This is a genomic window from Allorhizobium sp. Av2 (assembly GCF_021462805.2).
Taxonomy (GTDB): Bacteria; Pseudomonadota; Alphaproteobacteria; order Rhizobiales; family Rhizobiaceae; genus Allorhizobium; species Allorhizobium vitis_G.
The window spans coordinates 897,195-911,696 of record NZ_CP192696.1; the positions used below are offsets into that span (position 1 = coordinate 897,195).

The following is a 14,502-nucleotide window of genomic DNA, read 5'->3' on the forward strand; positions in this document are numbered from 1 at the left end:
AACGTTTCCTTAATCGCTGCACAAGCGATGAACCCGGTTTGTTCATAGCCTTCCTGGAGTTTTCGTTAATTTTATTGACGTCAGCGGGCGGCGATGGCCATTCTAAACGTATGACAGAAAACCATTCTTCGATTCGATCCATCTGCGTTTACTGCGGCTCACGGCCCGGGCGCGATCCCGATTACATGGCTGCGGGCCGCACACTTGGCCACTCGATTGCCGCCCATGGCCTGCGCCTGGTTTATGGCGGTGGCACCAAGGGCATCATGGGTGCCGTTGCCAGCGGCGTGCTGGATGCGGGTGGCCAGGTGACGGGCATCATACCGGAATTCCTGGTCGATATGGAAGCCACACGCCATTCTCTCGGTCAGTTGAACGAATTGATCATTACGCAGGACATGCATCAGCGCAAGCACAAGATGTTCGAGCGTGCCGATGCCTTCGTGACGCTGCCGGGCGGTATCGGCACGCTGGAAGAAATCGTCGAGATCATGACCTGGGGCCAGCTTGGCCGCCATGAAAAGCCGATGGTCTTTGCCAATGTCAACGGTTTCTGGGACCCGATGCTGGAGTTGATCACCCATATGCGCCAGGAGGGCTTCGTCCATACCGGCCATAAGGTGCAGCCGCTGGTGATTGACGAGATCGACGCCATCGTGCCGACGATCGTCGATCGCTGGGAAGAACTCGGCCGCATCTCCGGCGATGCCGAGGTGTTGTCAAAGCTGTGATGGGCGCCGTTTCAGCATCGGTAAGGTATAGATGAACAGAGCCACCCAGATCAGCGGGAAGGCAATGGCCTTGGCGGTGCTGAATTCCTCGCGAAACAGGAAGACGGCGATCAGGAAAATCATCGTCGGGGCGATATATTGCATAATGCCGATGGTGGAGAGACGCAGCAGCTTGGCACCATTGGCGTAGAGGATCAGCGGCACGGCTGTGACCAACCCGCTTGAGGCCAGCAGCGTGGTATTGTTGAACATGCTGGCATCCGCCGCCCCCAGGAAATGCGACTGTCCGGTCACGCCGAGATAGATCAGGTAGGCCAGGGCAAACGGTGCAAGTAACAGCACTTCCAGCAGAAATCCCTGGTTGGGGCCAATCGGCAGCGTTTTGCGGAAAAACGCATAGAAGCCCCAGGAAAAGGTGAGGCTGAGGGCGATCAGCGGCAGGCGTCCGGCATCCACCGTCAGGATGACGACGGCGACCACCACCAAAGCCAGCGCCGCCATCTGCGCCGGCTTCAGCTTTTCCTTCAAAAGCACGGCACCAAGCAGAATGGAAAACAGCGGATTGATGAAATAGCCGAGCGCGGTATCCAGCGCGTGGCCGGCACCGATGGCCCAGACATAAATGCCCCAGTTGACGCTGATCAGGCAGGCGGTGATTGCTGCCATGCCAATCATTTTCGGATTGCGCAGCGCCCGCTTCAGATCATCGGTGCGCCGCAGCACCAGAAGAACAAGACCGGCGACCGGAATGGACCACAGCACCCGATGGGCGATCACTTCCATGGGCGGAATATGCGCCACGGCCTTCATGTAAAGAGGCAGAAACCCCCAGAGCAGATAGGCTGAAAGCGCAAAAAGAAAGCCGCGCAGGCTGTCGCGGTTCTCAGTCCCTGGCGCTGCAACCTCGGTCATGATGTTTCCGATCCCATTGCTGTTTTTCCTGCCGATACGCCTTCAGGGCGCAAACGGCAAATTCATTCCATTGAAGGATCGGTGAGTTTGGTGAATGCGACCCTGTTACAGCGCCGTGCGTTTTATAAAACGCACGGCGCTGTAACACTTTAAATCTGCTGCATGATTTTCTCCTGAAATCGAGTCCGATTTAAGGAATTATGCAGTAATGTTCGAAAACTGGAATGCACATCAAGACGGTTTTAGCTTATTCCGCCGCGATCCGTCCCGCCAGTTGCCGGTTTTTCATCAGCTTGTAGACGATAGCGTCCATCAGCGCCTGGAAAGATGCATCGATGATGTTTTCCGAAACCCCTACCGTCCACCAGCGGGCGCCGCTGGCATCGGTGGATTCGATCAGAACGCGGGTGATGGCCTCGGTGCCGCCATTGAGGATACGGACCTTGTAATCGGCCAGTTCCAGATCTTTTATTTCATTCTGGAATTTGCCGAGATCCTTGCGCAGCGCAATATCGAGGGCGTTGACCGGGCCGTCACCTTCGGCGACCGACATCACCGTCTGCCCGTCGATCACCATCTTCACCACCGCTTCCGACACGGTTTTCAGGTTGCCATTGCTGTCGAAGCGGCGTTCGATCATCACCCGGAAGCTTTCGACCGCGAAAAACTCCGGCACGGTGCCGAGGGTGCGATGCGCCAAAAGCTCGAAACTGCCATCGGCACCTTCATAGGCGTAGCCGGAGGCTTCGCGCTGCTTGACGATCTCGATCAGCCGGTCCAGCTTCGGATCGTCCTTGGCAACCATGATGCCGCGGCGTTTCAACTCGTTGATAAAATTGGCCTTGCCGCCCTGATCGGACACCATGACCTTGCGGAAATTACCCACAAGGCCCGGCTCCACATGCTCATAGGTTTTCGGGTCCTTCAACAGCGCCGAGGCGTGGATGCCAGCCTTGGTGGCAAAGGCCGAAGCACCGACATAGGGAGCCTGATGGTTGGGGGAGCGGTTCAACAGCTCATCGAAGGCATGCGACAGCCGGGTCAATTCCACCAGCTTTTCGAGATCGATAGCCGTCTCGAACCGGTCGGCATAGGTTTTCTTCAGACAGAGCGTGGGAATGATGGTGGTCAGGTCGGCATTGCCGCAGCGCTCGCCAATGCCGTTCAGGGTGCCTTGAATCTGGCGTACACCGGCCTCCACGGCGGCCAGCGAATTGGCAACGGCCTGGCCGGTATCGTTATGGGCGTGGATGCCCAGCGCTGCGCCGGGAACACCTGCCTCAATCAGGCTGGCAATGATACTGCGGATTTCCGGCGGCTGGGTGCCACCATTGGTATCGCACAGCACCACCCAGCGCGCACCGGCCTCATAGGCGGTTTTGGCACAGGCCACGGCATAATCGGCATTGGCCTTGTAGCCGTCGAAGAAATGCTCGCAATCCACCAGCGCTTCCTTGCCCGCAGCCACCACGGCCTTGACGCTGTCGTGGATGGAGTCGAGATTTTCCTCATTGGTGCAGCCAAGTGCCACTTTCACATGGTAATCCCAGCTTTTCGCCACCAGACAGATGGCGTCGCTTTTCGATTGCAAAAGCTGGCTCAGGCCCGGATCGTTGGAGGCGGAAATCCCGGCGCGTTTGGTCATGCCAAACGCCGTGAACCGGGCGCGGCTGGTGCGTTTCTTTGAGAAAAATGCCGTGTCGGTCGGATTGGCACCGGGATAGCCACCCTCGACATAGTCCAGCCCGAAATCATCCAGCATGGCGGCAATGGCAATCTTGTCTTCCACGGAAAAATCGATGCCGGGTGTCTGCTGCCCATCGCGCAGCGTGGTATCGAATAGGGTGATTTTTTCGCGGGTCATGAGTGCCTCCCAAAGGCAAATTTTTATGTGTTCTGGATTTTTCCGGCAAAACGGTCGGTGGCGCGGATCAATTGGTCGAGAATGCCGGGTTCGCTCATGGCATGGCCAGCGGCCTCGACAATGTGCAGATCGGCATCCGGCCAGAGTTTGGACAATTCCCAAGCATAGCGCAGCGGGCAGGGCATGTCATAGCGCCCATGCACGATCACGCCCGGAATGCCTTTCAGCTTATGGGCGCCGCGCAGCAATTGCCCGTCTTCCATCCAGATCCGGTTCATGAAAAAATGGTTTTCCAGCCGGGCAAAGGCGATGGCGTAATGGTCCTCGCCGAAATTTTCGATCTGCTGGATATTGGGGATCAGCGAAATCGTCGCGCCTTCCCACTGGCTCCAGGCACGGGCGCAGGCGAGCTGGACGGCCTTGTCCTCACCGGTCAGACGGCGGTGATAGGCGGAAATCATGTCATGGCGCTCTTCAGCTGGGATGGGCGCGATGAAATGTTCCCAACGATCAGGATACATTTCGGAGACGCCAAACTGATAATACCAGTCCAGTTCCGCCTTGGTCAGCGTGTAGATACCGCGCAGCACCAGTTCGCTGACCCGCTCGGGATGGGTCTGCGCATAGGCCAGCGCCAGTGTTGAGCCCCACGAGCCACCAAACACCAGCCATTTTTCGACGCCGATCATCGTCCGCAAGCGCTCGATATCGGCCACCAGATGCCAGGTTGTATTGGCTTCCAGATGGGCATGCGGCGTAGACTTGCCGCAGCCGCGTTGATCGAACAGGATCACATCATACAGGGCGGGATCGAATACCCGCCTCTGGTTGGGAGTGATGCCACCACCCGGTCCGCCATGCAGAAACACCGCAGGCTTGGCACCCTTGGTGCCGACCCGCTCCCAATGGATGACATGGCCATCGCCAACATCGAGATCGCCGGTCTCGAAAGGTTCGATCTCAGGGTAGAAGCCGCAAAGCTCAGTCATGGGGTGATCCGATATGGGTTGGCCATTCGCTTGTGTCATGGTCCGGGTGCTGATGGGTGGCACCTGCCACTTTCGCCAGCCAGTTGGCATTTGCTTCGCTGGCCTCGACCGGCAAGGTGTCGAGGGCTGCAAACCATGGCATCTTGCTGTCCAGATTGGCCTGTTCAACGGGCTTGACGCTGGCCGGATCATCCAGAGAGCCGAGCGTGATATTGATGAAATCCGCCTCGGGAATATCGAAAAACAGTGGTGTGCCGCAGGCGGCGCAAAAGCCGCGCCGCACCAGATCGGAAGACTGAAACCAATTCGGGGTGCCGCGTGTCAGCTGAAACAGCTCACGGTTGACCGAGCCGAGCGGCAGGAAATAATTGCCCGACGCCTTCTGGCACATGCGGCAATGACAAATATGCGGATTGCCGATTGGCGGCTTGCGGCTCATCGACGGTTTCACCGTGTAACGCACCGCGCCACATTGGCAGCCGCCATGCAGGGTTTGAGCTTTCATGCCTCGTCCTCCACCGGCCAGACTTGGGTGTCGAAATCCGGGTGCTGCCAGGATTCGATGGAGTCGAAGAACGCCTCGTATTCCGGGCTGTTATAGACCGGCGTTTCAAACAGCGTATCGATCCACGGCAGGCGCTTTTGGTGATTGACCTGAATGGCGGGCTCAAAGGCGGCGGGATTGTCAAAGGCACCGATGGCAATCTCTACCCCGGTGGGATGCTGATAGGTCAGCGGCGTGCCGCATTTTTCACAAAAGCCACGCTTGACCTTGGCGGATGAGCGGAAAAGCTTTGGCTGGCCGCGCGTCCAGGTCAGATGGGCCTGATCAGCGGTGACAAAAGCGCCAAAAAAGCCACCGAATTGTTTCTGGCACATGCGGCAATGACAGATGGAAGGCCGCCCCAGCTTTGCCGCTTGAAACCGCACAGCACCACATTGGCAACCGCCGGAAAAAATCTCGCTCATGGCTTTGCTCCGCTTTCGGTTGGCCAGGTGTCGGTATCAAAGTCGGGGTGCTGGTAGGAGATCAGCTGCGCCAGAAAGGCAGCGCTTTGCAAATCCTCTTCGGTATTGCGGTTTGGCAATTCATGCAGTTTATCGACAAAGCCAACCTTGCCCTCAATACCGTATTGAATAGTCGGGGGCAGGGTAGATGGATCATCAAACGCGCCAGCCGACACCGCAATGCCATCGGGCGCTTCATAGGTCAGTGGTGTGCCGCAGGCATCGCAAAAGCCGCGCTTGACCATATTGGATGATTGAAAATGCTTGAGCGCGCCGCGCGTCCAGTTCAATTGCGCGCCACGGGTGGACACCAACGGTGCATAATAGGCCCCGAACGCCTTCTGGCACATGCGGCAATGGCAGATCGATGAGTCTTTCAGCACGCCCTCGACGCGAAAGCGAATGGCTCCGCATTGGCAGCCGCCCGTATAAACTGTTTCTGCCATGCCCTATTGTCCCTCTGTTGCGATTTCGAGCCAGTTTTCCAGTTTCAGCCCGGATACACGGGCAAATTCGCGGCTATTGTTGGTGACAAGAACCATATCCAGCGACAGCGCGTGGGCGGCGATGAACAGGTCGTTCGGGCCAATCATCTCACCAGCCTTTGCCAGAGCATTGCGAATGCTGGCATAATGATGCGCGGCGTGTCCTTCGAAAGCTGCGATCTCAACATTGTTCAGAAATGTCTCAACACCCCGTCGCAATCGTTCCGACTCACGCTTTTGAATGCCAAAGTAAAGTTCGGAGACGACGATGGCGCTGATATGCAGGTCCGCATAGCCCGTTTGTTTCCAGCGTTCCATGGCAGGCCCATCAGGATTTCGAACCATGTCGGAGACGATATTGGTATCCAACATAAATCCCATCACAGGATGATATCCTTCAAAGGAAGCAGTCCTTCATCTACATCGGGAAAATCCTCCTCTATTTTCCCCTGCTTCCTCAGAAAAGCGACAAGATTTTCCTTCTTTCGGGCATTGCCAATAGGCTCGATAATGATCCGGTCGCCTTCCTTGCGCATGATCACTTCATCGCCCGGAAACTCGAATTCCACGGGGATGCGAACGGCGCGATTGCGACCGTTCTTGAACACCCGCACATGTCTTTCTTGCTCACCGCTCATATGTGCCTCCATCACTGGCATAGGCCTTAGCATATGCCAAGCGCGTGTCCCATGCAAATCAACGCTTGACCTCCATCGTGGTCACGCATCTTCCCTCGCGTGACAAACGGCCTCGATATTGTTGCCATCCAGATCAAACACAAAGGCCCCATAATAGTCTGGATGATAATGCGGGCGCAGGCCGGGTGGGCCGTTGTCTGTGCCACCAGCGGCGATTGCGGCTTGATAGAACGCATCCACCTCGGCGCGGCTGTTGGCCGTAAAGGCGATATGCTGATGGTAGCCAACGGGTGGCGTGCCCTCGTGTAACCAATAGACGGGCCTTTCGCGCCCGTATCCACCCATTTTCACGCCGTTGGAATATTCCGCTGGCACCATGTAGAGCAGTGACGCGCCAAGTGGCGCAAAGGCCGCATCATAGAAAGCCTTTGCACGCTCAAAATCGGCAACCTTGATATTCATGTGATCGATCATGGATGTCGCTCCCATACGGTCTCAAAGACATGCCAAAACCGTTTTTTGGCGTTTTGGCTTCGCCCCCCTCATCCGGCTGCCGCCACCTTCTCCCCGCTGGGGAGAAGAGAGCGAGAGCCGCAAGCCTTCTATCGCTTGACCTCCCAGGTGGTCACGCGCTCGCCGGTGTCCTTATTCTTTCCGTCTTTCAACTGAATGCCCTTTGCCAAAAGATCGTCGCGGATCTTGTCGGCCTCGGCAAAGTTCTTGGTCTTCAGCATTTCAAGGCGCATTTGGACAAGAGCGTCAATGGCAGCGGAAAGGTCGTCATCTGCTTCGTATGACCGAAATAGCTTCATCATATTAGAGATGCCGCTTTTAATTTGGGACATAAGTACCGGTGATCTCCGATCAGTGGCATTGTCGAAATGCTCCTGAATTTTTTGCGAGGGCATCAATCCCAATAGCCCGAGCGTGCTGGAAAACAGCCCAATTTCTTCCGGCTTCAAGTCTCCGGAATATTTGCTGTTTAGGAGCTTTACGGCTTCTCCTAGTTGGAGATCATCTGTCACGAGAGCAAGTACTTCTTGATCTGGCTCGCAAAACATCCAGCGAGAGTCATGTCCAGACAGCTTTGACATCCAGTTGCCAACGATATTTTGCGCCTCTTCCAATCGCTTCACCGAAAAATCAATTGGCTCACGATAATGGGTCATCAGCATTGCCAGCCGCAGCACTTCGCCCGGCCATTTGCGACCGCCGAAATTATCTGTGTCTAGCAATTCGTTGATGGTGAAGAAGTTGCCATCCGATTTCGACATCTTGCGGCCTTCCACCTGCACGAAGCCATTGTGCATCCACACATTGGCCATCACGCTGGTGTCATTGGCGCAGCAGGATTGGGCGATTTCGTTTTCGTGGTGGGGGAAGATCAGGTCCAGCCCGCCGCCGTGAATGTCGAAAACCTCGCCCAGATAACGCTTCGACATCGCCGAGCATTCGATATGCCAGCCGGGGCGGCCTCGGCCCCAGGGGCTGTCCCAGCCGGGTTCGTTATGGCTCGACAGTTTCCACAGCACGAAATCGCCGGGATGCTTTTTATGGGCCTCGACAGCGATGCGTGCGCCTGCCTGTTGCTCATCCAGATTGCGCTTGGAAAGCTGGCCGTAAACCGCCATGGACCGGGTATCGAACAGCACTTCGCCTTCCGCCACATAGGCATGGCCCTTGGCGATTAGCGTCTTGATGATGTCGATCATCTGGCTGATGTTGTCGGTGGCGCGTGGCTCGATGGTCGGCGGCAAGTTACCCAGTGCCGCCACATCGGCATGGAACTGATCCGCCGTCTTTTGCGTCACCCTGGCAATCGCCTCATTCAGCGGCAGATCGGGAAAATCCCGGAGCGCCCGCGCGTTGATCTTGTCATCGACGTCGGTGATGTTGCGGGCATAGGTGACGTGATTTTCGCCGTAGACGTGACGCAGCAGCCGGTAGAGCACATCAAACACGATAACGGGCCGGGCATTGCCGATATGGGCAAAATCATAAACCGTTGGGCCGCAGACATACATGCGCACGTTTTCTGGGTCGATCGGGGTGAAATCAACCTTGCTGCGCGTCAGTGTGTTGTAAAGCTTGAGGCCCTCGGCCATGGCAGTCTCCAGACGTAATGATAACCGGCTGGACCGGAGCGTTTGTCATCTGGGACTTTTGCAAGAGACGAAAACGGCCGGGCCAGCGAATGCGCTAGCGAATAATGATCCAGCAGAGGATGCAGGTGCTCGTTTTCATGGTTGGCTTTATGACGCGAGCCCGGTTTTTGGTCAACGGATTTTTGCGCCGTCTGGACGGTCTCTGCCGGTTTTTACGCCGTGATGAAAAATTTTTGCGTTATCCCATCGACAAGCGCACGCTGCGGCCTTGATTTCGGGCCATTCACCGGTTTGAAGAGGGCGCGCTAACTGTTGTTTCGCATGCCGCCGCTGAAGGATAAGCCCATGCCCGGACCTGTTTTTGCCCGCCTGTTTCAACAGTCTGCCGTTGGCCGGTTGCTTGGTGCGGTCGCCTTTTGCGCCCTTGCGCCTGTTGCGGCTTGGGCGGCGGAGCCGGCTGTTGCCACCCAATGGGGGGCAGTCACCGCGCCGGAGGCTCCCTCCACCCTTTGCGCGACATTGACGGCTGGCCTGACGGCCAAGGACGGTTCCCTCGATCCTGCCGATGCCGATGGCAAATCCCCCCATCCGGACCAGATGCGCTTGCAGGCTGCTATCGACGGCTGCGCGGGCGGTGCCGTCAAGCTCGTGCCCGGCGGTGAGGGGCGGGATGCGTTTTTGAGCGGACCGCTGAACTTGAAGAGCGGTGTCGTGCTGTGGATCGACAAGGGCGTCACGCTGTTTGCCTCCCGTGATCCCAAGGATTACGACAGCGGTGCTGGTGATTGCGGTACGGCCAATACTTCATCCGCCAAAACCTGCAAGCCGCTGATTATGGCCAAGGACACCAAAGGCAGCGGCATCGTTGGCGAGGGAAAGATCGATGGACGCGGCGGCTCGCTGCTGCTGTCGGGCGACAATGCTGGCAAGCGGTCCTGGTGGGATGTGGCTTGGCAATCCAAGCAGGGATTGATCCAGCATGTGTTCCGGCTTGTGGAAATCGATGGCGGCGAGGATTTTACCCTGCACCGGATCACGCTGTTGAACAGCCCGAATTTTCATGTGGTGAGCAATGGCGTGACGGGCCTGACCGCCTGGGGAATCAAGATCCTCAGCCCCAGTGCCGTCTATACCCGCCCGGATTACGCCTGCCCGCCGGAGACCACGCCCGACAAGCTGACGCCCGCCACTTGTTTCACGCCTGATACGGTCAAGAATACCGATGGGTTCGACCCGGGCCAATCCTCGAAAGTCGTGCTCGCCTATAGCGCGATCAGCACCGGCGACGACCATGTGGCGATCAAGGCGGGCGGCGACAAGCCTTCGACGCGGATGACCTTTGCCCATAACCGGTTCTATTACGGCCACGGGATGTCTGTCGGCTCCGAGACAGATGCTGGCGTGGACGGTATCCATGTCTATGATCTGGTGATGGACGGCCATGACAGCCCGAACGGCAATGGCCTGCGGATAAAGTCGGATACGTCGCGGGGCGGCAAGGTCACGAATGTGCTGTATGAAGATGTCTGCATGCGCAATGTCGCCTTCCCCTTGGTGTTCGATACCCGCTACTCGGACAAAACCGGCGACCGTATCCCGGATTTTTCCGGCATCACGGTGCGCAACATGCGCTATACGGGGAGCACGACCGGCAGCGGTGGCCATGTGGTTTTGCGTGGCATCAGGGATGATGCGCATTATCAGCCGCTCGGCCTTTTCCTGGATACCATTCAGTTCGACGGCCCTCAGCCGCTTTTGGTCGGTTCTGCCGATCCGGCGGCAAAAGATCCGCCGCTCAATGCGCATGTCACGCTGGGGCCTGGTCCGGTCAGTTTTGCCGACCTCATCAAGGCCGACCCAGCGCGCCGGGTGAAAACGGTCAATCTCGTGGATGCCAGTGAAGAAGATCCGGTTCCGCCGCTCGATTGCTCGTCAGCCTTTGTGCCGTTCTCGAGCTTTTTGGAGGGCGCACCGTTTTGAACGGACGGCGTCGTAAAGAGACACAAATGGCAAAGGCTTGCCTGCAATGGTGGCTGCTGGTCGTGGAGACTGTCCGAATAACGTCATAATCTTCCGGTTAAGACGGTGGGCGCCTAGCATTTTGCTTGCCTCGTGAGATTGAGGTTGTTAATTGCGCGAGGGGCTTAATTCAAAGGGACAAGAATGCAGTTTGAAGAAACGAAGCTTTCTGGCGTTTTCCTGATCACTCCGAAGCGGTTTGGGGACGCGCGGGGTTATTTCATGGAAACCTTCCGCGCCAGCCTGTTTGAAAGCGAAGTGGGATCTTTCACCTTCGTTCAGGACAATAAGTCGTTTTCGGCAGAGGTCGGCACAGTTCGCGGCCTGCATTTCCAGCTGGACCCAAGGGCGCAGGGCAAGCTGGTTTCCTGCGCGGCGGGTGCGTTGTTGGATGTTGCAGTCGACATCCGCCAGGGCTCGCCGACCTATGGCCAGATGGTGAAAGCCGAACTGACCGCCGAAAACGGCTGCCAGCTTTGGGTACCGCCGGGCTTTGCCCATGGCTTCTGCACATTACAGCCCAATACCGTGATCAGCTACAAGGTGACGGATTATTACAGCCCGGATCATGACCGGGGCCTGTTGTGGAACGATCCGGCGCTGGCGATCGACTGGCCGGTGACGGAAGATAATGCCATTCTGTCTGACAAGGACAAGAAGCAGCCGAAACTGAGCGAGCTTGAGACGAATTTCGTCTATCGGCCTTGAGCGCCTCTGCTCTTTGCCAATCTGCTTCATGCAAGTCAGCTCTATGAACGCTAGGGGATATCGAAAATCATGCGCGTACTTGTAACCGGCGGCGCCGGCTTTATCGGATCAGCCGTCGTGCGGCATCTGGTGCTTGAAAAAGGCTATGACGTCCTGAACGTCGATAAGCTGACCTATGCCGGGACCTTGACCTCGCTGAAATCGGTTGAGGCAAATCCGCTGTACCGGTTCCTTCAGGCCGATATCTGCGATGGCCAGGCGATTGCTTCGGCTTTTGCAAGCTTCCGTCCGGACCGTGTCATGCATCTGGCCGCCGAAAGCCATGTTGATCGCTCGATTACCGGTGCCAAGGATTTCGTCGAAACCAATGTGCTCGGCACGTTCACCATGCTGGAATGCGCCCGCGCCTATTGGCAGGGGCTGGAAGGTGCGAGCAAGGACGGTTTCCGCTTCCTGCATGTCTCGACCGACGAAGTCTATGGATCACTGGGCGATGAGGGTCTGTTTACCGAAACCACCCCCTATGATCCAAGCTCTCCCTATTCGGCCTCGAAAGCGGCCTCCGACCACCTCGCCAAGGCTTGGGCGCGCACCTATGGCCTGCCGGTGGTGGTGTCGAATTGCTCCAACAATTACGGCCCCTTCCATTTCCCGGAAAAGCTCATTCCGCTGATGATCATCAACGCGATGGAAGGCAAGCCTTTGCCGGTTTACGGCAATGGCGCCAATATCCGCGATTGGCTTTACGTCGAAGACCATGCAAGGGCGCTGGATATCATCGCCGAGCGGGGGCGGATCGGCGAAACCTATAATGTCGGCGGACGTAATGAGCGGCGCAATATCGACGTCGTTACCCGTGTCTGCGCGCTGATGGATGAGCTTCATCCATCAGATGCACCGCATGAGAAACTGATCCAATATGTGACCGACCGTCCCGGCCACGACGCCCGTTATGCTATCGACGCGACGCGGCTGGAAACCGAACTCGGCTGGAAGGCTCAGGAAACCTTCGAGACTGGCATCGAGAAGACCGTGAAATGGTATCTCGAAAACCGCTGGTGGTGGGAGCCGTTGCGCAAGGGCTATGATGGCAGCCGTCTTGGCCTGTTGAAGGCGGCGGCAAGCAAATGAGCGGCGTGAAGCGCTATCTGGTGACTGGACTGGCGGGACAGGTCGTTCAATCACTGCTTGAGAAGGCCAGTGATCGCAAGGATGTTGACCTGGTCGCCCTGGGGCGGCCGCAGCTCGATCTGGCCGACCCCTCAACGATTGAAGCGGCTGTGCGCGCCGCCAGACCCGACCTGATTATCTCTGCTGCCGCTTATACCGCGGTCGACCAGGCCGAAACCGACGAGGCCGCAGCCTTCACGGTCAATGGCGAAGGTCCGGGGGAATTGGCGCGGGTTGCCAAGGCGCTGGATATTCCGATCATCCATATCTCGACCGATTATGTCTTCGATGGCAGCAAGGCTTTTCCCTATAACGAGGCCGATCCGGTTGCGCCGCTTGGCGTCTATGGCCGCAGCAAGCTGGAAGGCGAGCGCCGGGTGGCGGCTGAAACCGACAATCACGCGATCCTGCGCACGGCCTGGGTCTATAGTCCGTTTGGCAAGAATTTTCTGCTGACCATGTTGCGGCTGGCCGAAACCCGCGATGAACTGGGCGTGGTCGCCGACCAGATCGGCAATCCGACCTCGGCGCTCGATATTGCCGATGCGGTGCTGAAAGTTGCCGATAACCTGCTGTCTTCAAAGGACGCCGATCTGCGCGGCATCTTCCATATGACGGGGTCAGGAGAGGCCAGCTGGGCGGAGTTTGCAGCTGAAATTTTCAGGCTGTCGGCTGAGCAAAACGGCCCATCAGCCAAGGTCAATCCGATCCCGGCCAGCTCTTACCCAACTCCCGCCAAACGGCCTGCGAATTCCCGGCTGGATTGCGCCAAACTGGACAGAGTTCACTCTACCGATATCCCCGATTGGCGCGTGTCGACGCAATTGGTCATCGATCGGTTGCGGCGTCCGGCGGCAGTTTAGAGTTTGTCAAGGCAACGATGGTCGCCGGTTTTTCTCAAAAGACAACGAACACAAATGACGTGTCAGGAGTTTTATAAATGAAGGGTATCATTCTAGCCGGAGGCAGCGGCACCCGCCTGCATCCCATGACGCTAGTCACCTCCAAGCAGCTCATGCCTGTCTATGACAAGCCGATGATCTATTACCCACTCTCGACGCTGATGCTGGCCGGGATTCGCGATATCCTGATCATTTCGACGCCAAAGGATCTGCCGAACTTTCAAAGCCTGCTGGGTGATGGATCGAAATGGGGGATTTCGCTGACCTATGCTGAGCAGCCGACACCGGATGGTCTGGCGCAGGCCTATATTATCGGCGCGGATTTCGTCGGTTCTAGCCCGTCCTGCCTGATTCTGGGCGACAATATTTTCTACGGTCATGGCATCAACGACCTGTTCAGAAGTGCTGTGGCCCGCAATGACGGGGCAACCGTATTTGCCTATCACGTCAACGATCCGGAACGCTATGGCGTGGTGGAATTCGATAAGGACATGAAGGCGGTTTCGATCGAGGAAAAGCCTCAGGTGCCGCGCTCGAGCTGGGCCGTGACCGGGCTTTACTTCTACGACAAGGATGTCGTGGATATCGCCGCGAACCTCAAGCCATCGGCCCGGGGCGAACTTGAAATCACTGACGTCAACCGGGTCTATCTGGAGCGGGGCCGTCTCAGTGTCGAAAAGATGAGTCGTGGTTATGCATGGCTGGATACCGGAACGCCTGACAGTCTGCTGGATGCCTCGGAATTCGTCGCCACGCTGGAACGCCGCCAGGGCTTCAAGATTTCCTGCCCGGAAGAGATCGCCTATCGGCTCGGTTTCATCGACGCCCAGCAGCTGGAGACGCTCGGCCTGCAATATGGCAAGAGCGCCTATGGGCAATATCTGCTGAAAAAAGTGCTCTGACGCTTTTAAACTGAACGCGTATCTGCAATACAGCGCCACGCACCTGAGAGGGTGTGGCGCTGTAACAGT

Annotated in this window: 16 protein-coding genes; 6 read left to right on the forward strand and 10 right to left on the reverse strand. The window is 57.2% G+C overall.

Annotation, left to right across the window (positions count from 1 at the left end; all coding sequences use genetic code 11):
* The first annotated feature begins 110 nt into the window (after nucleotides 1-110).
* Entirely contained in the window at nucleotides 111-731 is a 621-nt protein-coding gene (locus FS819_RS04270; protein ID WP_156550848.1) for a TIGR00730 family Rossman fold protein, read from the forward strand.
* On the opposite strand, the gene rarD is transcribed toward FS819_RS04270, so the two are convergent.
* The 10 genes from rarD to cysS form a co-directional block, all read right to left on the reverse strand.
* Nucleotides 720-1,643, reverse strand: a complete 924-nt coding sequence (rarD, locus tag FS819_RS04275; RefSeq protein WP_156550847.1) for an EamA family transporter RarD — start codon at nucleotides 1,641-1,643, stop codon at nucleotides 720-722. The two genes, FS819_RS04270 and rarD, sit on opposite strands and share 12 nt — an antisense overlap.
* Before the next feature lie 247 nt (nucleotides 1,644-1,890).
* Nucleotides 1,891-3,507 (reverse strand): citramalate synthase, encoded by a 1,617-nt coding sequence (cimA, locus tag FS819_RS04280; RefSeq protein WP_156550846.1) that lies wholly within the window; start codon nucleotides 3,505-3,507, stop codon nucleotides 1,891-1,893.
* A 23-nt stretch (nucleotides 3,508-3,530) separates the two neighbouring features.
* Entirely contained in the window at nucleotides 3,531-4,496 is a 966-nt protein-coding gene (pip, locus tag FS819_RS04285; protein WP_156550845.1) for a prolyl aminopeptidase, read from the reverse strand.
* Complete coding sequence (locus tag FS819_RS04290) at nucleotides 4,489-5,001, reverse strand: GFA family protein (protein ID WP_156550844.1); 513 nt, start codon at nucleotides 4,999-5,001, stop codon at nucleotides 4,489-4,491. Before FS819_RS04290 ends, pip begins: the two co-directional genes overlap by 8 nt.
* Complete coding sequence (locus FS819_RS04295) at nucleotides 4,998-5,465, reverse strand: GFA family protein (RefSeq protein WP_156550843.1); 468 nt, start codon at nucleotides 5,463-5,465, stop codon at nucleotides 4,998-5,000. Before FS819_RS04295 ends, FS819_RS04290 begins: the two co-directional genes overlap by 4 nt.
* Nucleotides 5,462-5,950 carry a GFA family protein gene (locus FS819_RS04300; protein WP_156550842.1) on the reverse strand — a complete coding sequence of 163 codons (489 nt, stop codon included), beginning with the start codon at nucleotides 5,948-5,950 and terminating at the stop codon, nucleotides 5,462-5,464. The genes FS819_RS04295 and FS819_RS04300 overlap by 4 nt, the downstream gene beginning before the upstream one ends.
* 3 nt (nucleotides 5,951-5,953) lie before the next feature.
* Complete coding sequence (locus tag FS819_RS04305; protein WP_156550841.1) at nucleotides 5,954-6,370, reverse strand: type II toxin-antitoxin system VapC family toxin; 417 nt, start codon at nucleotides 6,368-6,370, stop codon at nucleotides 5,954-5,956.
* A complete protein-coding gene (locus tag FS819_RS04310; protein ID WP_156550840.1) occupies nucleotides 6,370-6,627 on the reverse strand; it encodes an antitoxin in 258 nt (85 codons plus the stop codon). The genes FS819_RS04305 and FS819_RS04310 overlap by 1 nt, the downstream gene beginning before the upstream one ends.
* A gap of 81 nt (nucleotides 6,628-6,708) precedes the next feature.
* A complete protein-coding gene (locus FS819_RS04315; protein WP_156550839.1) occupies nucleotides 6,709-7,101 on the reverse strand; it encodes a VOC family protein in 393 nt (130 codons plus the stop codon).
* Between the two features lie 128 nt (nucleotides 7,102-7,229).
* A complete protein-coding gene (gene cysS / locus FS819_RS04320; RefSeq protein WP_156550838.1) occupies nucleotides 7,230-8,732 on the reverse strand; it encodes a cysteine--tRNA ligase in 1,503 nt (500 codons plus the stop codon).
* Nucleotides 8,733-9,077: 345 nt separating this feature from the next.
* On the opposite strand from cysS, the gene FS819_RS04325 reads away from it, so the two are divergent.
* From FS819_RS04325 to rfbA, 5 genes are all read left to right on the forward strand, one after another.
* Nucleotides 9,078-10,712 (forward strand): glycoside hydrolase family 28 protein, encoded by a 1,635-nt coding sequence (locus tag FS819_RS04325; RefSeq protein WP_156550837.1) that lies wholly within the window; start codon nucleotides 9,078-9,080, stop codon nucleotides 10,710-10,712.
* A 183-nt stretch (nucleotides 10,713-10,895) separates the two neighbouring features.
* Entirely contained in the window at nucleotides 10,896-11,459 is a 564-nt protein-coding gene (gene rfbC, locus FS819_RS04330) for a dTDP-4-dehydrorhamnose 3,5-epimerase (RefSeq protein WP_156550836.1), read from the forward strand.
* Between the two features lie 69 nt (nucleotides 11,460-11,528).
* Entirely contained in the window at nucleotides 11,529-12,590 is a 1,062-nt protein-coding gene (rfbB, locus tag FS819_RS04335) for a dTDP-glucose 4,6-dehydratase (RefSeq protein ID WP_156550835.1), read from the forward strand.
* A complete protein-coding gene (gene rfbD, locus FS819_RS04340) occupies nucleotides 12,587-13,492 on the forward strand; it encodes a dTDP-4-dehydrorhamnose reductase (protein ID WP_156550834.1) in 906 nt (301 codons plus the stop codon). The genes rfbB and rfbD overlap by 4 nt, the downstream gene beginning before the upstream one ends.
* A gap of 77 nt (nucleotides 13,493-13,569) precedes the next feature.
* A complete protein-coding gene (rfbA, locus tag FS819_RS04345) occupies nucleotides 13,570-14,433 on the forward strand; it encodes a glucose-1-phosphate thymidylyltransferase RfbA (protein WP_156533140.1) in 864 nt (287 codons plus the stop codon).
* The last annotated feature ends 69 nt before the right edge of the window (nucleotides 14,434-14,502 follow it).